Raw genomic sequence first — 18,802 nt, forward strand, 5'->3', positions numbered from 1 at the left:
GCCTTTGCACATTTTACTGAATGGTGATGATATCCTTATCACCGATGGATACTTTGCCCGGTTTCTTCAGGGTGACAGAAGAGCCTTCAGGCAGGTTGGAGAAGATGACCGGAGAAATGACGGAAGGTGCATTGGCCTTCACATACTCCAGATCCACTTCCATAATCGGCTGTCCGGCAGCTACCAGATCGCCTTCTTCTACAAGAACCGTGAAGCCCTGGCCTTTAAGCTTAACGGTATTGACACCGATATGCACGAGTACTTCCTTGCCGCCGTCGGACATAATGCCGATTGCATGCTTGCTCGGGAAGACATTGAACACCTTGCCGTATACCGGCGAGGCAATCTTGCCGTCATCGGACAGGAAGGCGAAGCCGTCACCGGTCATTTTTTGCGAGAAGACCGCATCAGGAACCAGTGTAATATCCATCAGCTCGCCGTTTACAGGGGATACGATATCCTCAGGGATAATAGCCTCACCCTGCTCGCCGGCCTGCTTCTCAAGCTCCGGCTTCGGCGCTACAGGAACAGCAGCCGGTGTTCTTCCGTTCATGACATCCTGAATCTGCGATTTGATGGTGTCCGAACGGGTTCCGAAGATCGCCTGTACGTTGTTACCCACTTCCAGAACTCCAGAAGCACCCAGCTTCTTCAGCCGGTTCTTATCAACGCCCGCTTTATCCTTGACTTCAACACGAAGACGGGTGATGCAGGCATCCAGATGCGTAATATTCTCTTTGCCGCCCAGAGCGGACAGAATGTTGCGCGGCAGATCGTCGCCCGACTTCGATACACTCTCTGTGCTTATTTCTTCCTCGTCGTCAGATGCATCTTCGCGGCCCGGAGTCTTGAGGTTGAACTTGCGGATCACGAAGCGGAATCCAAAGTAGTAAATCACCGCGAGCACCAGACCTACCGGAATAACCAGCCACCAGGCTGTACGGTTCGGAATGACGCCGAACAGCACATAGTCGATGAAACCGCCGGAGAAGGTCATACCGATTTTGACATTAAGGATGTGCATGGTCATGAAGGAAAGACCTGCAAATACCGCATGTACAGCGAACAGCAGCGGAGCCACGAACAGGAATGAGAATTCCAGCGGCTCGGTAATACCTGTCAGGAACGAAGTCAGCGCTGCGGAAATCATCAAGCTTCCGACAACCCGTCTGTTCTCAGGTTTGGACTCATGATAGATCGCAAGGGCGGCTGCCGGAAGTCCGAACATCATGAACGGATATTTACCAGTGGTAAATGTACCGGCTGTGAAATCCACACCGTCACGAAGCTGCTGCATGAAGATCCGCTGGTCACCGCGGACCAGATCTCCTGCCTTGTCCACATAACTTCCGAATTCATACCAGAACGGCGAATAGAAGATATGGTGCAGGCCGAAAGGAATCAGGGAACGCTCGATGACCCCGAAGATAAAGGCCGACAGCGTCAGGTTGGTGTTGATCATACTCTGCGATACATAGTTCAGGCCGTGCTGGATCGGCGGCCATACCAGTGTGAGCGCAAGACCGAGAATCAGGGAAGTTACCGCAGTCATGATCGGTACGAAACGTTTACCCGCGAAGAAGCCGAGATAAGACGGCAGCTCTATACGGAAGAACCTTTTGTACATGGATGCGGCCAATATCCCCACCAGGATACCACCGAACACCCCTGTCTGCAACGTAGGAATCCCCAGCACGCTGGAGTAGGCGAAATCTTTCCAGGTCAGGACGTAGGCGTTGACGCCAACAACCGTACCCATGGTTACGTTCATAACCAGGAATCCGATGATAGCTGCCAGACCCGCTACACCTTCACCTCCGGCCAGCCCGATGGCTACGCCGACTGCGAACAGCAAGGAGAGATTATCAAATACAATTTGCCCCGAGTTCATCAATACGGTAGCAATAGCTTGAACTACATGATTTTCCAGTGCCGGCACATACTGCAGGAAATCCGGATTAACGAGCATGTTCCCGATCCCGAGCAGTAGCCCTGCTGCAGGCAGAATGGCAACGGGCAGCATAAGCGCTTTACCAACTCTCTGCAAAACGCCGAATAACTTTTTGAACATTGAGGTCACTTCCTAATCCTAAATTTCATTCAAAACAGAAGCCAAAAAAGGCATGAGCAATACAGCACACAGATTGTCGTCTAACGCTAACGTTAGAGTACCCCGAGTTGGGGCAAGACAACCATAATACTGTAAATCACTCATGCCTGATCGTATCAGTTACACGTTTGTATTCTGTTTTGTTAATAACAGGGATCATTGTAGCACTGATAATTTGAAGTTGCAAGCATTAATTAACAGGCTAAATGCTGTCCTGCTGTTCCATACCGGATTCATCTTCCTTCTTCTGGGCAAGACGCTGCAGATGAATCGTCAGATAACTCACCTCGGCAGGATATACCGGGATATGCACGCGCTGTTCGATAACCTTGGTCAGCTTCCAGGCAAGCATATACATCTCGGGATATTCACGTTTCATCAGCCCGTCAAGGGAGGAAGTCTCACGTACAGTCTCCCCCCGGCGCAGCCTCTCCAGCACAAAACGCAAATGAGTCACCAGACGTGAATAGTCCAGGGAGTCACGCGGAATGCGGTATTCGAGGTTATCCTCCACCAGTCCCACCATGTCCCCGATCAGCTGCGAATGCTGCTTAACCTCCGAGATATGCCGGTTGCTGAGTGCACTGACAATGTGAAGTGCCACAAATCCGATCTCATCCGGCGGCAGTGAAACCTTCATGGCTTCGTTAATCCGGTCCACTGCATATTCGGCCAGCCTGTATTCCTCCGGATAGATCTCCCGGGTCTCGTACAGAAAAGGATTATGTATGGCTATATGCTGTTCACTCCTGCGGATGGCAAAGGAAATATGGTCAGTGAGCGCGATATGGATATGCTCGTTAAGTGCCTGCCGGCTGCTCTGCATAATATGCAGGACAATCTCCTGGACCACCTCAATCAGCTTCTCGTCCACCTGGGGCACAAGCTGCTTATACTGCTCCTGCTCCTCCTGGCTCCGCAGGATGAACATTTTTTCCACAGAAGAGAGGTTGATCCGGTCCCGTGTCTTACGGTTGAAGCCGATACCCTTGCCAATGACCACTACCTCGGCATACTGGGGATGCTCGGCAATGATAACGTTGTTATTCAGTACCTTGGCCACTGTTATGCTGCTGCTCACTTGCGACACCTCTTTTAATTCTGAATACCCGATCTATTAAGGCAGCACGATACACGTATCAGCATGTGAAAATTAACCTTGAGCTACTATCATAACATCAAGAATCTCAAATTAGAAGTGTGCGGCAAAGAGCCGGGAGGCTCATTTCACCCGAAACGTCCGCCCTGAGAATTTGTAGACCAATATCAGGGCCGCCAGCATATAGACAACAGCAGAGAGTACTACGATAAAAGCAAAAATCCCTGGCTCGCTCTTGAACTGTATGGCTATAAAACCGGCTGCCAGCACGATACTGTTCACAATCGTAAAGAACGGATTCTTCACATTCAGCTCGGTACTGTACGGCTGGAAGATGTAATACATGAACAGATGATGCACCGAGAAGAACAGGGACAGTGCCACAATCGTCACGCAAAAGATAACCGCATCCGCCGCGCCCCAGCTCTCACCCGACAGCAGGATCAGCAGATTCACCCCCAGGCAGATCGCTGCCGCCGGAATCAGATTAAGCAGGCTGATGCGCAGCAGCCGGATCCGGAAGTTGCTCAGGATCGCCGACTGTTCACGGTAGAACCCGTAACGCAGCAGACTGAGATCACAGTTGTAGAACATAGCCTTGCAGACACGTTCACCGATGGAGGTGTAATTCATAAGGATCAGAAAGGTCGGCAAAGCACTGATCAGATAATGGGCCATTCTGTTAAAAGCTGCTTGTGAGAACAGCAGCGTCAGCAAAGCAGCTGCGAAGAGTGCGCCAATAATTACCAGACGCCGCTGCACCGGATGAATGAGTAACCGCCGGTGGCGCGAGAAAAAAATCGCATTAAGATAAGCATACCCGCTTTTGCCTGCGAATTGTCCGGGGTTCAGTTGCTCCGCCGTGTACTGCTGCTCCCGGGTTGCGACATCCTTCACCCGCGCCTCCTTCATCATGCGTCCCATATCCAGCAGCGGATCATCAATTTTGGTAACGGCATCCACTGCATTGCGGTAATCCGGATAACGGGCGATGTAGACCGCACATAAGGCTCCCAGCACAGTGACACCAAGCACCAGAGGCAGACTGAACAACATGTGACTGTCCACCAACGCAAAGCCCGGGAGCAGAGGCACAAAAGCCAGCAGGTAACCAGCACCAATGGCGGTCCAGACCCAGCTTGTTTTTTTGACTACGACAATGCCGTATTTATCAAAAATCCACAAATGCAGGGCCTCACAGGCAATACGCCAGAAGGTCAGCAGCAGAGCAAGAACACCTCCCTGCCACAGCGGAGCCCCCAGAAGATTCCCGAAGACCATCATCGCCGGGATAAATGTTACCGCAAAGCTGATCCCGCGCAGCGTCAGCGTAACACGCATATATCTCTCCGCGGGGAGCCTCATCAGCTTCACGAAGATATACTTGTCCCGTTTGGGCTCTAGAATAACCGCGCTGGAAACTGCAGCGACCAGAAAGCTTAAACAGAGCAGGACCTGCAGGTACAGCTGATATTGTGCTGAAAGCGTTAAGGTTAATTCACTGCCTGCAAGCTTGACGGGCAAATAGACCATAAGCCCCAAATAGGCAAACTTGGACAAGAAAGCCCAGATGGCTTTGAGGATATAGACAATTACCGATAAAGTCCGCTTAAGCGCCGTCTCAGCATAGGCCGAGGCCGGTAACAGCTTGCCGATAACGGGGATTTTTCTGAAATAGAATATCAGCCGGTTAGCGCCGGACATCCCGCGAATCTCCATGATCGCCTTCAGCGTGCTAATCATGGTCTCCATCCTTCAGCAGCGCGATAATCTGCTCTTCGAATTCCGGACTGCGCAGCGTTTCCGCGGGAATCTCACGGAGTGAGCCATTATTCAGAATCACCAGCTCATCACAGAGATCGGCAGCCAGCTGCAGAATATGAGTGGAGAAAATAATAATATGCTTCTGCTTCATCTCACGCAGCAGCTTCTTGATCTCCAGCGCGACCACTACATCAAAGGAGGTCAGCGGCTCATCCAGCAGAATCAGCGGCGGCCGGGAAATGATGAAGCAGAGCATCTGGATCTTGTTCTTCATCCCGTGGGAGTAGCCTTTGATCAGGCGGTGGCGGTCCTCCTCCTCAAAACGGATGATATCAAAATACTCTTCGATACTTCTGCCCGGTTCAATTTTATCCTTATTGATATCCATGTAGAACTTTACAAACTCATACCCCGTTAAGAAATCCGGCAGAATCGGCAGGGAAAAGACATAGCCGATCTCCTCTTCGCGAAGCGGAAGACTCACTTCCTCCCGCCGCAGGAAAGCCCCGCCGCTGTCCATGCGTATCTCACCGCTGAGGCAGTTGAACAGTGAGGTTTTGCCGGCACCGTTGCGTCCCAGGAGCCCGTAAATCTTGCCTTGCTCGAAGGTGAAGTCAATTCCCTTCAGCACTTCCTTACCGTCAAAGCTCTTCCGTATATTATCCAAAATGAGCTCCATGCCTGCACCTCCGTTTCCTATTGCCCTAATTCTATAAAAAAGGTATGACAGGCGGTTAAACCTGCCGGCCATACCTCGGTGATACGCTATTATTCCTCTGGTTGTTCAACCGGGGCGGCCGGTGGTATTACGGCCGGTTTCGGTTTGCTTGGGAGGGCGGTTACTGGCGCTCCGGTATACTCGGCAGCTGCCGCCAGCTCCGGCTTGCCCTTAGTCTGGGTCAGCCCTTTAATCAGAGCCTCAACATCAATGCCGGACACACTTTTCAGCATCTCGGGGGCTGTCGCCATCAGCTGGGTCACATAATTGCTGACCCGGGCCGCACCTTCACCGTTGCCGGTATCCACAACAGTCAGCTTATCGATAGAAGCCAGCGGCTCGGCGATCTTTCCGGCCAGCTCCGGCAGCATTTTGACGATAATATCGAGTACCGCCGCTTCGCCGAACTTCTGGAAGGCTTCCGCCAGCTTCTCTTTGGCTTCCGCTTCGGCCAGACCGCGCAGGCGGATAACTTCCGCTTCCGCTTTACCTTTGGCCAGCTCGGCATCGGCGACCGCCTGCCCTTCCAGACGTTTCTGCTCGGAGGTAGCCTGAGCCTGCTTCTCAATACTATACTGAAGCGCATCGGCTTCACGCATCCGCTTGGCCTTGTCGGCTTCCGCCGCCTGCTCCACCGCGTAACGGTCCGCTTCCGCTTTCTTCTTCACTTCCGCATCATACTGCTTCTCGCGAACCTGGATTTCCTTGGTCTGCAGATCAATTTCGCGTTCCTTGCGGACCAGCTCGACCTTCATCTGCTCTTCAACCACCGTCTGCTTGGCCCGCGCCTCCTGAATATGGTACGCCTGGTCCGCTTCCGCTTTGGCGGTATCCTGATCACGTTTGAACGCCGCTACTTTCAGCTGGTTCTCCTTCGAGGCTTCGGCGATGTTGGTATCACGCAGCAGTTCTGCCTTCTGCCCCTGCTCTTCGGCATTGGCCTTCTGAATCCGCGCGTCACGCACTGCTTCGGCTTCGGCAATCTCTGCATCCCGCTTCACTGCGGCAATCCGGGGTTTACCCAGCGCTTCCAGATAGCCGTGCTTGTCACGCACATCCTTAATGGTGAACGAGACGATCTGCAGCCCCATTTTCTTCAAATCACGGGCCGCAACGCCTTGAACCTCCTGGGCGAAACGGTCCCGGTTGCGGTAGACCTCTTCAACGGTCATCGAGCCGAGAATCGCCCGCAGATGGCCTTCGAGCACTTCCTGGGCTTCGCTCTTCAGCGCCTCAATCGGCTTGCCCATGAACTGCTCGGCTGCCGTCGCCACATCCTCGGTCGAGCTGCCCACCTTGATGATCGCCACTCCATCGGCAATGACCGGAACGCCCTGCTCCGTGTAGACCTCCGGGGTCGTCACGTCTAGCTTGTGGGAGAGCAGTGACATGAACTCGGCCTTCTGGAAGACCGGCAGGATGAATGCACCGCCGCCGCGGACGATTTTGATTTTGCGGCCGGAGCCGTCATCTGAGATATGATTGCTGCCCAGGAAGGAACCGGTGACGATCATACCTTCATCAGGTCCTACCGTTTTGTAACGGGCCCAGAATGCAATCCCCAGTACAAATAATACAGCCACAACGACTGCGGGAATAAACAAAAAATCAGGAATACCGAACATTAAGAATCCACTCCTCTTCTGTCTTCGAATTCTGACACAAGGGCTACGCCCTCCCGGACCTCTACCACCACAACTTTAATGCCGGCCGGCAGCGGATGCTGTTCGAAGCTGGCTGCGGTATGCAGACTGTTGCCTGCACCGAATTTCACCATAATCTCACCATAGCCTGATGCAGGAACCGGAACCATAACCTCACCGATTCTTCCCGGCAGATCGTTCATGGAGAACCCGTTCGACATTTCGCTGTTCCTCATTGGCTTCACTACAACAAGATGCAGCACCACTCCCATAAAAGCCGCAATCAGCAGGGACAAGGCAAGAATTGCGCCATCTTCCAGTCCGCTGTAGCGGCTAAGCAGCACCCCCGCTCCGCCGAACACTGTTACTCCGCCTGCCAAGATGGCAGGATTGACGAAATCAAAGGATACGAAGTCAAAAACCCCGTGCAGAGCGCCTCCGATCAGGTCGCCTACAAGTACACTGACTACGGCAAAAATAATGCCCAGCGCCAAACAGCCCAAATACAGCGTTTGCATATTGGTCTCCTCCCGTCTTTACTTCCGGACTGTCATACTAGTTTAAACGCAGAAACCATGTCCTTGGTTTCACAAAGTTGGGTATTAATCTCATTATTGTATCTCCGGAGAGAGAACATTAAGGGATTTCCATGTTAAAAAGCCGCTCCCGGTGAACGGGAGCGGCTGATCTTTGGGTGCAGCAAATATGGTTAACCATTGCCGGTATGTCTATCCAGCTGCCTTGCAGGACCGGCTTACAAGGTTAACTGCTTGTAAATGCAGCTTACAGAGCCAGTTTGTAAATCTCTACAACATCCTCACGCTGCAGCTTGCGGAAGTTGCCAAACGGGCCGAAACGGACAGCCTTGTCCGCCATATTGCCGATTTCGCTGTCATCTATGTCATAATCACCAAGCGTCTTCGGAGCTCCGATGGAATCCCAGAAGCTGCGAAGCGCCTCGATGCCTTCCAGACCGACTTCCTCATCGCTTCTGCCAGCCGGATCAATCCCGAATACGTTCACTGCCAATTGGCGGAAACGGGCAGGATTCGTACTGAGGTTGTATTTCATCCATTGCGGGAACAGAATCGCCAATCCTCCGCCATGCGGAATATCGTAAACGGCGGATACGGCATGCTCAATATTGTGCGTAGCCCAGTCTCCGGCAAAGCCCATGCTGACCATCCCGTTCAGTGCCATGGTGCCGCAGTACATGATGGTCTCACGCAGTTCATAGTTGTTCAGATCTTCGATCAGCTTCGGTGCAGTCTCGATTACTGTACGAAGCAGGGTTTCACAGAAGCCGTCTTGTACTAGCGTATTGCCGTCTGTGTGGAAATAATGCTCCAGTGTATGGGACATGATGTCCACCATACCGTAGACCGTCTGGTCACGCGGCAGGGAGAAGGTGTTCTCAGGATCAAGAATCGAGAATGCCGGATAGGCATGCACGCTGCCCCAGCCCATTTTCTCCTTGGTCACTTCATTCGTAATTACCGAGCCGTTGTTCATTTCCGAACCGGTAGCCGCCATAGTCAGCACAGTCCCCAGCGGAAGAGCTCCCTGAGGCGCCGCTTTGCGCTCCACGAAGTCCCACATATCCCCATCGTATTTCGCACCGACAGCTACAGCCTTGGCACAATCCAGCACACTGCCGCCGCCGACGGCGAGGATCAGTTCGATCCCGTTCTCGCGGCATAAATCCACGCCTTTATGTACGGTAGACAGGCGCGGGTTAGGCTCCACTCCGGCCAATTCCGTAACTACAGCTCCGATGGCATTCAGCTCAGCAATTACATTGTCGTACAGGCCGCTGCGCTTAATGCTGCCGCCGCCGTACATCAGCAGTACATTCTTGCCGTATTTCGGCACTTCGGTGCGGAGTGCCTGCAATGTCCCTTGTCCAAAAATCAGCTTGGTAGGGTTATAGAACTCAAACTTACGCATATGGGTAAACCTCCATGAGTATATGAATGTGACGCACTTGTATATTATAGACCTCCGGCTTGCCGCATTCAAATGACTACAGAGGAGCGGCAAAAGGTCGGTATCGTGTTTAAAAGACACGGCGTTCCCTTAACGCCTGCCTAGCACAAATTCAAAGGGATTTATCCCTTTATTTTCCGCTTGCCGCCCACTTTTGGCGGAATCAGAGGGATTTATCCCTTTAATTTCCTCATGCCGCCCACTTTCGGCGGAATCAGAGGGATTTATCCCTTTAATTTCCCCATGCCGCCCGCTTTCGGCGAAATCAGAGGAATTTATCCCTTTAATTTCCCCATGCCGCCCGCTTTCAGCGAAATCAGAGGAACTTCTGCCCCTCATTTCCTCCCGTCGCCCACTTTCAGGGAAATCAGGGGCACTTCTGCCCCTCATTTCCTCCCGTCGCCCACTTTCAGGGAAATCAGGGGCACTTCTGCCCCTCATTTCCTCCCATCGCCCACTTTCAGCGGAATCAGGGGCACTTCTGCCCCTCATTTCCTCCCATCGCCCACTTTCAGCGGAATCAGGGGCACTTCTGCCCCTCATTTCCTCCCGTCGCCCACTTTCAGGGAAATCAGGGGCACTTCTGCCCCTCATTTCCTCCTGCCGTCCACTTCCGGCGGACACATCATTGCATCGTAGTTTCCCGCGCAACAAAAAATGCCCCCGCCGACACTCCGGCAGGGACATCTCATTAACAAGACACAGCGGTCTTAGTTAAACCCGCTGCTGTTCACGAACCGGCGGAATGCCGCCTGGCCTTCCGGTGTGCGTTTGTAGACTCCCGCATGCTCCAGAATATGCGTGAACTTGGTGCCTACCTCGTTCTGCACCGTCTTCACCGCTTCCTCGCGGCTCAGGGAGGTGCCGAAACGGCTGGCCAGCTCCGCGATCCAGGAGGCATGCAGCGCGAGCGGATGATCAGCGCCCTGGCTCTGGACTGCTTCCAGCAGTGCGGTGTCTCCGGCCAAAACGCCAGCGACAGCATCGAGCTCTTCCTTGAGGCGCCCCGGCAGAATCGCCAGGCCCATAACCTCGATCAGGCCGATGTTCTCCTTCTTGATGTGGTGCATTTCCCGGTGCGGGTGGAAAATCCCTTCGGGATATTCTTCGCTGGTCCGGTTGTTGCGCAGCACCAGATCCATCTCATAGCCGCCGTCTTCTGCCCGGCGGACGATAGGTGTAACCGTGTTATGCGGCACGCTCTCCCCGGCTTCTTCACTGAAGGCCAGGACATCAGCTGCCGGATCGCTGTAAGTCTTCCAGGCCTCATAGATACTGTTGCCGGCTTCCAGCAGCACGGCAGGATCTGCCCCGTGCATCCGCAGCACAGACATCGGCCATTTCACAATGCTTAGGCTAACGCCTGGATATGCAGCATGGGTGAAGCTATCCTCTTTGGGCGCCTTCTGGATGGGGAAGGTGTGGCGTCCGCCCTGGAAGTGATCATGGGTCAGAATCGAGCCGCCGACAATCGGCAGATCGGCATTCGAGCCGATGAAATAATGCGGGAAGGATTCAACAAAGCTAAGCAGACGCTTCAGCGTATCCTTCGTCAGCTTCATCGGTACATGATCATGGTGGAACACGATACAATGCTCGTTATAGTACACATACGGCGAGTACTGGAAGAACCACTTCTCATTATTCATTGCAAGCGGAATCACGCGCAGGTTCTGGCGCGGCGGATGATTGACCCGTCCGGCATAGCCGACATTCTCGCGGCAGAGCTGGCATTTCGGATAGACCGGCGGCGGGAGCAGCCGGGCCATGGCGATTTCCTTCGGGCTTTTCTCCGGTTTGGAGAGATTGATCGTCATCTCGATATCCCCGTAAGTCGATTCCTGAAGCCAATATACGTTCTTGGCCACCCGGTCCATACGGATATAGTTGGAATCAATGCTCAGCTTATAAAAGCGGTCAGTGGCCGCCTGAATGCCCTGCTCCGCCTGGATCGCGGCAAACTCCGCATTTACCTCAGACGGCCGGGCCATCAGAAGGCCCATGATCTTGGCGTCCAGCAGATCGCGGTATGTGTCCGTATTCTCCGGAATCAGCCCGGACTCAAACCCGTAGTCGATCAATTGATCCAGCGGGGCCTGCGGACTCTCAAGCGGACCTTCAGTGAATTCACCGGCATACGGCTCACTGAAGCCGAACTGGTCCAGCAGCTCATTGCGGCTGTAATCAACGTCAGCCGGCTGAATCAGCCCCTTGTGCTGCGCGAACAGGACCAGCTGCTCAATCGCATACAATGCCTTCTCAGAGGCTGCAGCCGTAATATTATCGTTCTGCATTTCAATTCTCCTTATTTGCTGCAACCTGTATAGCTGAACTTAAGATATTAACTTAAGCCATAGACGTCACTACGGTGAATATTTGGACCTCCGGCCGCTGTTGTCCCCAGATTTCTTGATTGACCCGCTGATTGCGGTAGAAATCCGGTGACTGCTGATGCTTCCGAAGCGAGCTTTCCTGCGGAAAGCTTTCAGGCGGTCGCTAACGCTCCTACAGTTCCAAAATCCCCCTTCTATCCTTCTGGCTTTTTATTTTTCTTTTGTTCATCTTAGGATTGCTTATTCTTCAAGCCAGGCTTCCGTACTATTCACAACAAAGTACATTGGCAGGCTTAGCCGCCATACCCTTCCGGATTCGCGGAGTGCCAGTTCCAGGCGCTTTGAATGATGCCTTCCAGATCGGCATGCTGCGGGTCCCAGCCCAGGATCGTCCGGGCTTTGGCCGAAGAAGCGACAAGTACCGCCGGATCACCGGCGCGGCGCTCCTGGATTACAACCGGAATGTCCAGGCCGGTGACCTTCTTCGCAGTTTCAATCACCTGCTTGACGGAGAAGCCCAGGCCGTTGCCCAGGTTGAAGATATTGCTTGCACTGCCGCTGCGCAGGTAGGTTACCGCACGGACATGCGCATCCGCCAGATCGCTGACATGGATATAGTCGCGTACGCAGGTTCCGTCTTCTGTCGGGTAGTCTTCGCCGAAGACCGCGATGTTCTCCCGCTGCTTAAGTGCAGCCTGGAGCACCAGCGGAATCAGGTGGCTCTCCGGACGGTGGTCTTCGCCGATTTTGCCGCTGGCATGTGCACCTGCAGCATTGAAGTAGCGCAGCGCTACGTATTTGATGCCGAGTACCTTGTCGAACCAGGCCATCATGCGTTCCATGGTCAGCTTGGTCTCCCCGTACACATTCGCAGGTTCAGTGCGGTCCGTTTCTTCAATCGGCACCTTTTCCGGTTCGCCGTAGGTTGCGGCTGTGGAGGAGAAGACGATTTTGTCCACTCCGGCATGCTGCATCGCTTCGAGAAGACACTGTGTACCATACACGTTGTTGTCGTAATATTTTACCGGATCCTTCATGCTCTCGCCCACCAGGGAACTCGCTGCGAAATGGATTACCGCTTCAATCTTGTTCTCGGAGAAAAGCTTGGCCAGCAGTGCCTTGTCGCGCAGGTCTCCCTCATACAGCTTGCCGCCCAGCAGCGCCTCGCGGTGCCCTGTCAGCAGATTGTCGATAACTACAACCTCTTCGCCCCGGTCCAGCAGCTCCGCCACTGTGTGGGAACCGATATATCCTGCTCCGCCCGTTACCAGAATCGCCATCTTACTTCACTCCTTTCAGTTCTTCAACGCCGTTGCCGATCGTGCATACATAGAACTCGCCCGTCAGACCGGATCTCTTCTTGTAAGCTTCGCCGACTTCGGCAATGAACCGCTGCACATCATCCTCATGCACCAGAGATACTGTACATCCGCCGAATCCGGCACCTGTCATACGCGAGCCGAGTGTTCCCGGAATACGCTGTGCTTCTTCAACCATGATGTCCAGCTCTTCGCAGCTGACTTCATACAAGTCACGCAGGGAGACATGGGAGTCGTTCATATAGAGTCCGAATTGCTTCAGGTCATTGTTCTTGAGCACTTCAACCGAATCGAGCACACGCTGGTTCTCTTCCACCACATGGCGGGCGCGGCGTCTGACGGTTTCGTCGGTAATTTTATGCTGATGAAGCTCGAATTGTTCAGGTTTAAGCTCGGCCAGGTAAGACAGAGTTGGCACCTCTTGCTTCAAAATAGCCAGAGCCTCCTCGCATTGGCTGCGGCGCTCATTGTACTTGGAGTCCACAAGGCCGCGCTTCTTGTTCGTATTGCCGATAACCAGCTTATAAGAGCCGGTCACAAAAGGTACCAGGCTGTACTCCAGTGTGTCACACATCAACAGGATGGCCTGATCGCGTTTGCCGTTGGCGACAGCGAACTGGTCCATGATGCCGGAGTTTACACCCACATACTGGTTCTCCGCACGCTGGGACAGCAGGGCGATCTCTACAGTATCCGTGTCTCCGCCAAGCAGCGTCAGGAAGGCATAACCTGTTACTACCTCGATGGAAGCGGAAGAGGACAAGCCTGAGCCGTTCGGAATCTCTCCGTGGAACAATAGGTCATACCCTCCGGATACCGGAAGATCCTTCTTGGCCAGCTCGACCATAACACCCACCGGATAGTCAACCCACTCGCCGGTTTTGGCTTTGCCGATTTCGCTGTAGTCGATAGAGGCTTCATAAGGGAAATTCGTTGATGCGAATTGAACCTTACCGTCCGAACGCGGACGTACGATAAGGGTAGTTCCGAAGTCCAGTGCTGCCGGGAACACATAACCGCCGTTGTAGTCCAGATGCTCTCCGATGAGATTCACACGGCCTGGTGCATAGAATACCCGCGCCTCTTCGCTGCTCTCCCCGTATTTCTCGATAAATTTACTGTTAAGTTCCTGTACGCTCATTATTGCCACTCCATCCTTTCGCTGCTTGTGCTTGGGCTTTCAGCTTGCTTTTAAACTTGCTTCCTTCATGCTTACATTATAATAAAATCAGACTTGCCCTGATAATGCAATCATGTGTGCAATACATGGACAAATGTGACTTCCAACCGCCGGGAGGATATACTGGAGATAAAGATTCATTTCTGCGCTTCCCCTCATGCTAAGCTATGATAGCGTTATATTCAAGAAAGGCGGATGGCCGTTGGAACATACCTATTCCGTAGGATCAAATCCCGTGTATTTCGATCAGCAGCTTCTGCATGTGCTGTTCGCCGGGGAGAGCCAGACGCTTCCGCTGCATCAGGCCGGCCCCAAGATCTACGATTATTATCTGCTTCACTACATTGAGGCCGGCTCCGGTGTCTTCCGGACCGAGCAGCGTAAATATGAACTGGGAACGGGAGACTGCTTCCTGATCCACCCGGCCCAGCTGGTCAGCTACATCTCCGATCAGCAGCAGCCCTGGCGGTACCGCTGGGCCGCCTTCACCGGAGCGGACGCGGAGCAGCTCGCCTTGCAGGCCGGCTTCTCCCCGGAGAAGCCAGTCCTGACCTCGGCTGAAGGCAGTGTGATCCCGGGCGCACTCGCCGGGATGATGTCCGCCTTCTATGCGGGCAAGGAGAGCGCGCATCTGACCTCGCTCGGCTATCTTTACCTGATCATCGGCGAAGCATCCGGTCTGCTGATCTCCTCGTCACGGTTGCCCGGGGCAGAATCGCAGGTCAAACGCACGGTGAAGCAAATGATCAACTATATGGCTTCCCAATATGCCCATCCGGTCTCCATTGAACAGATGTGCGGCAGCCTGGGCTATAACCGCGCTTATCTGTCGCGCATCTTCAAGCAGGAGACCGGCCTCTCGCCGGTGACCTATCTGCTGAAGCTGCGCATTGAGAAGTCCCGCCAGCTGCTGCGCGAACGCCCTGAGCTGTCAGTAGAGCAGGTCGCAGCCTCCGTCGGCCTGACCGATGCCCTGTACTTCTCCCGGCAGTTCAAACGCTTTTGTGCCCAGTCTCCCAGCACTTACCGGCAGGCAACTGCCAATCCCGGGGAGAAATAGGCTCAGGAGAACATCCGGCGTTCTACCAGAACTCCGCTTAAGCCAACAGCCCGTTTCCTGTTCCGGAAGCGGGCTGTTGCTTGTCAATTCTATAGATTACTCAGGCTTCATCCTCTGTTCCAAGGATCGTCTCAATCCGTTCCAGCTCTTCCTGCGAGAAATCACCATACGCCAGAGCGGCAATATTCTCCTCGATCTGGCTTACCCGGCTGGCGCCAATCAGCGCCGAGGTCACCTTGCCTCCGCGCAGCGTCCAGAGGAGCGCGAACTGGGCCAGGCTCTGGCCGCGCGCTACCGCCATCTGGTTGAGCGCGTGAATCTTGCGCAGCACCTCCGGCGTAATCCGGCTCTCGTTCAGGAAGGCGGATGGCCCGGCAGCCCGGGAATCGCCGGGAATGCCGTTCAGGTATTTGCTGGTCAGCAGGCCCTGAGCCAGCGGGGTAAAGGCGATACTGCCGACGCCATGCTCCTCCAGCACATCCTGCAGCCCGCCTTCGATCCAGCGGTCGAGCATGGAATACCGCGGCTGATGAATCAGAAGCGGTGTTCCGAGCTTCTTCAGGATGCCAATTGCCTGCTCCGTCTGCTCAGCCGTGTAGTTGGACAGGCCGATGTAGAGCGCTTTGCCTGAACGCACGGCATGATCCAGTGCTCCCATCGTTTCTTCCATTGGTGTTTCCGGGTCCGGACGGTGGGAATAGAAAATATCCACATAGTCCAGTCCCAGCCGTTTCAGGCTCTGGTCCAGGCTGGATAGTATATATTTGCGTGAACCCCAGTCTCCGTAAGGGCCGGGCCACATGTAATATCCCGCCTTGGTGGAGATTACCAGCTCGTCACGGTACGGAGCCAGATCCCGGGCGAGAACCTTGCCGAACATTTCCTCTGCCGAGCCTGCCGGAGGACCATAGTTGTTAGCCAGATCGAAATGGGTAATTCCGAGATCGAAAGAGCGGGTGATCATCTCACGGCCATTCTCATAGGTATCGATACCGCCGAAATTATGCCAGAGGCCCAGTGAAATAGCCGGAAGCTTGAGGCCTGACCTGCCAGTGCGGTTGTAACGCATGACTTCATACCGTTCATCGTTAGCCACATATACCATTGCTTATCCCTGCCTCTCGGTTCATCAGTTATTGCATTACCCTAATTTAAACTCCGGACAGACTTTGTAATCTTCTCACGGGAAAAAGCTTGAAATCCTCATCCGAGCAGCCCTTGTATTCTGCCCATCACATCGCCGATCCGGTCCGTAATGATCAGATCTGCCTGATGGTCGTACGGTGTCGGATCACCGTTGAGCAACACCGTATGCCTTCCCCGGAAGTAGGTGATCAGACTTGCCGCCGGTTGGACGGTGAGCGAGGTGCCGCCAATCAGCAGCAGATCTGCTGCCGCAATCGCCGCCACTGCGTCGACCAGTACATCATGATCAAGCGCTTCCTCATAGAGCACCACATCCGGCTTAATGATGCCGCCGCACTCCGGGCACAGCGGTACAGCAGCCGTCTGCTCCAGAATCTGCTCCAGACCGTAATAGGTATTGCAGTCCATGCAGTGATTGCGGTGAATTGAGCCGTGCAGCTCCAGCACCCTGCGGCTTCCCGCCAGTTGGTGGAGACCATCGATATTCTGTGTTATGACCGCCTTCAGCTTGCCTTTCGCTTCAAGGTCAGCCAGCAGCTTATGTGCCCCGTTCGGCTTCGCCTCCGGATGAATCATCTTGCTGCGGTAGAAATCAAAAAAAATGTCCGGCGAGGACATGAAAAAGCTGCGGCTCAGCATGACTTCAGGCGGATAAGGAGAGTTGTGCTGAGTCTGGTAAAGACCGGCCGCCGAACGGAAATCCGGTATGCCGCTCTCCGTTGAGGTTCCGGCGCCGCCGAAAAAAACAATATTCCCGCTGTCTTTGATCCAGGAAGCCAGTAGCTGCAATTGATCCATAGAGTCCACACGTTTCCTCTCTGTACAGAAATAAAATCAGAATGTTAACCGGAGCTGCGGATAGCCGGAAACAACAATATCCGCATCCAGCAGGTGGGCTGCGGCCCCGTCTGGAGACAGACCCACAGCAAGACGCAGTCCGGCTCCCTTACCAAGCTGCATATCCGCATTACTGTCACCGATAATGACCGTCTCCCCGGGCAGCAGGCCCAGCTCCCGGCAGGCCGTCTCGGCCATCTCCGGTGCAGGCTTGCCGTGCTTCACTCTGTCTCTGGTGACGACAGAATGAAAATAACCGGATATCCCAAGCCACTCCAGCTGCTCACGGGTAGTGGCCATATTGTCTGAGGTCACTACACCGAGTTTCAGCGAAGCGGCCGCACACTGCTCCAGGAAATCCGGCAGCCCCGGCATTGCCACCGCCCCCCTCCGCCGGCGCAGCTCGTTCATAGCTTCCTTGGAGATCGCATTCACCCGCGTTACCGCTTCATTCCAGGGAACGCCGGCAGCATACAGCTGCCAGGCCAGAATCCCGGTCGTTTCTTCGGCGGTCGCCATGGAGAGCGGCCCGGCGGGATCATAGCCGGTCACCTTGCCGTTGGCATCATGAACCGTACCCAGCACAGAAGCAAGCTCCGGCCCGGCTCGCGGCAGGCCGCCGATGAATGCCAGCTGGCTGCCCAGCCCCTCCAGAATCAGATCAGCCCAGCTTCCCCAGGTGGCAAGCAGATCCAGCAGCGTTCCATCCTTGTCGAACAAGATGCCCCTGCACGGAACGGATATCTCATTAATATGCAATTCAGGCATTCAGACTGACACTCCTCTCCCAGGCGGAGTTACTTCCGTCATTCGGTGCTCACTTGCTCTGACGCAGATTCCCTATCCAATCCAGCAAGGCCCGCGCAGTGCGTGTCTGCTGCTCTTCCTCTGTGATGGTGGCTATGCCGTCACCCTTCTGGGGGCCGTAGCTGCCGAACTGGGCATGATTGCCGCCGTTGACCGGCGTGTATACAGTGTTGCCCGGAAGATAAGCCCGGCCTTCGTTATAGCTCTCCTGATCAACCACCTTGTCCTCCGTACCCAGTACCGACAATACGGACAGCGTGGTATCCTTCAGACTGCCTTTCTCATCCGGGTAGGAAGCCAGAAAAAAAACGCCTTCCAGCTGGTCGGCATGATCTGCAGCGAAGCGCGAAGCCATTACCCCGCCAAGCGAGTGTCCGCCAAGCACAAAGGACTGCTTCGGATGCACGCGGATGATCTCTTCGGCAGCATTCCCCTTGATCACGGCCAGATTGAGCGGCATTCTCGCGATATAGAACGGGTGGCCGGCTGCTGCGATTTTCCTGGCAAGCGGAGCATAAGCTTCCGCCTCGACCAGTGCGCCGGGATAAAAGATCACGGCGGTGCCGAGTGCAACCGATGGCTCGAACGAGATCCAGTTGTCATTCTGCTCTACTGTAACTCCCCCGGCAGAGACAAGTGCGGATTCGGCTCTTTCAGCAGGCTGATACGGAGTCAGGTACTTCCATATAAACACCCCTGCCACCAGCAGAATCAATACAATTCCTATAAGCACATTACGTTTGGTACTGCTTTTTCTCAATAGAATTCACTCCCGGATACTGCATACAGAAAATTATAGT

Annotated in this window: 15 protein-coding genes; 1 reads left to right on the plus strand and 14 read right to left on the minus strand. The window is 54.2% G+C overall.

Going from position 1 to position 18,802, the window contains the following annotated elements; genetic code table 11:
* Positions 1 to 13 precede the first annotated feature (13 nt).
* From ptsG to NYE33_RS30940, 10 genes are all read right to left on the minus strand, one after another.
* Positions 14 to 2,071 (minus strand): glucose-specific PTS transporter subunit IIBC, encoded by a 2,058-nt coding sequence (gene ptsG / locus NYE33_RS30895; RefSeq protein ID WP_341069135.1) that lies wholly within the window; start codon positions 2,069 to 2,071, stop codon positions 14 to 16.
* Positions 2,072 to 2,312: 241 nt separating this feature from the next.
* Complete coding sequence (glcT, locus tag NYE33_RS30900) at positions 2,313 to 3,191, minus strand: glucose PTS transporter transcription antiterminator GlcT (protein WP_076242614.1); 879 nt, start codon at positions 3,189 to 3,191, stop codon at positions 2,313 to 2,315.
* Between the two features lie 141 nt (positions 3,192 to 3,332).
* Positions 3,333 to 4,961: a hypothetical protein gene (locus tag NYE33_RS30905; RefSeq protein ID WP_341069137.1), complete on the minus strand. Its 1,629-nt coding sequence runs from the start codon at positions 4,959 to 4,961 to the stop codon at positions 3,333 to 3,335.
* Positions 4,945 to 5,652 carry an ABC transporter ATP-binding protein gene (locus NYE33_RS30910; RefSeq protein ID WP_042234087.1) on the minus strand — a complete coding sequence of 236 codons (708 nt, stop codon included), beginning with the start codon at positions 5,650 to 5,652 and terminating at the stop codon, positions 4,945 to 4,947. Before NYE33_RS30910 ends, NYE33_RS30905 begins: the two co-directional genes overlap by 17 nt.
* A gap of 89 nt (positions 5,653 to 5,741) precedes the next feature.
* The gene (locus NYE33_RS30915; RefSeq protein ID WP_042135020.1) at positions 5,742 to 7,316 is read right to left on the minus strand and encodes a flotillin family protein; all 1,575 of its coding nucleotides are present in this window, start codon (positions 7,314 to 7,316) and stop codon (positions 5,742 to 5,744) included.
* The gene (locus NYE33_RS30920; protein ID WP_042135018.1) at positions 7,316 to 7,852 is read right to left on the minus strand and encodes a hypothetical protein; all 537 of its coding nucleotides are present in this window, start codon (positions 7,850 to 7,852) and stop codon (positions 7,316 to 7,318) included. The genes NYE33_RS30915 and NYE33_RS30920 overlap by 1 nt, the downstream gene beginning before the upstream one ends.
* 265 nt (positions 7,853 to 8,117) lie before the next feature.
* Positions 8,118 to 9,281: an iron-containing alcohol dehydrogenase gene (locus tag NYE33_RS30925; RefSeq protein ID WP_042135017.1), complete on the minus strand. Its 1,164-nt coding sequence runs from the start codon at positions 9,279 to 9,281 to the stop codon at positions 8,118 to 8,120.
* A 749-nt stretch (positions 9,282 to 10,030) separates the two neighbouring features.
* The gene (locus NYE33_RS30930; RefSeq protein ID WP_341069140.1) at positions 10,031 to 11,614 is read right to left on the minus strand and encodes a UDP-glucose--hexose-1-phosphate uridylyltransferase; all 1,584 of its coding nucleotides are present in this window, start codon (positions 11,612 to 11,614) and stop codon (positions 10,031 to 10,033) included.
* A 332-nt stretch (positions 11,615 to 11,946) separates the two neighbouring features.
* Positions 11,947 to 12,933, minus strand: coding sequence for a UDP-glucose 4-epimerase GalE (gene galE, locus NYE33_RS30935; protein WP_042135011.1), 987 nt, complete (start codon positions 12,931 to 12,933; stop codon positions 11,947 to 11,949).
* Position 12,934: 1 nt separating this feature from the next.
* The gene (locus tag NYE33_RS30940; RefSeq protein ID WP_171718864.1) at positions 12,935 to 14,113 is read right to left on the minus strand and encodes a galactokinase; all 1,179 of its coding nucleotides are present in this window, start codon (positions 14,111 to 14,113) and stop codon (positions 12,935 to 12,937) included.
* A gap of 196 nt (positions 14,114 to 14,309) precedes the next feature.
* Between NYE33_RS30940 and NYE33_RS30945 the strand changes: the two genes are divergently transcribed.
* A complete protein-coding gene (locus tag NYE33_RS30945) occupies positions 14,310 to 15,212 on the plus strand; it encodes an AraC family transcriptional regulator (protein WP_341069143.1) in 903 nt (300 codons plus the stop codon).
* Between the two features lie 100 nt (positions 15,213 to 15,312).
* On the opposite strand, the gene mgrA is transcribed toward NYE33_RS30945, so the two are convergent.
* The 4 genes from mgrA to NYE33_RS30965 all read right to left on the minus strand — a co-directional run bounded on the left by mgrA (position 15,313) and on the right by NYE33_RS30965 (position 18,762).
* Positions 15,313 to 16,317: an L-glyceraldehyde 3-phosphate reductase gene (mgrA, locus tag NYE33_RS30950; protein WP_341069146.1), complete on the minus strand. Its 1,005-nt coding sequence runs from the start codon at positions 16,315 to 16,317 to the stop codon at positions 15,313 to 15,315.
* A 98-nt stretch (positions 16,318 to 16,415) separates the two neighbouring features.
* A complete protein-coding gene (locus tag NYE33_RS30955) occupies positions 16,416 to 17,156 on the minus strand; it encodes an NAD-dependent protein deacylase (RefSeq protein WP_076242608.1) in 741 nt (246 codons plus the stop codon).
* A 36-nt stretch (positions 17,157 to 17,192) separates the two neighbouring features.
* On the minus strand, positions 17,193 to 17,963 hold the full coding sequence (locus tag NYE33_RS30960) for an HAD family hydrolase (RefSeq protein WP_076242607.1): 771 nt from the start codon (positions 17,961 to 17,963) through the stop codon (positions 17,193 to 17,195).
* A gap of 49 nt (positions 17,964 to 18,012) precedes the next feature.
* Complete coding sequence (locus tag NYE33_RS30965; RefSeq protein WP_047013676.1) at positions 18,013 to 18,762, minus strand: alpha/beta hydrolase; 750 nt, start codon at positions 18,760 to 18,762, stop codon at positions 18,013 to 18,015.
* Between the last annotated feature and the right edge of the window lie 40 nt (positions 18,763 to 18,802).

The organism is Paenibacillus sp. FSL R10-2199 (assembly GCF_038000235.1).
Lineage (GTDB): Bacteria > Bacillota > Bacilli > Paenibacillales > Paenibacillaceae > Paenibacillus_AQ > Paenibacillus_AQ phytohabitans.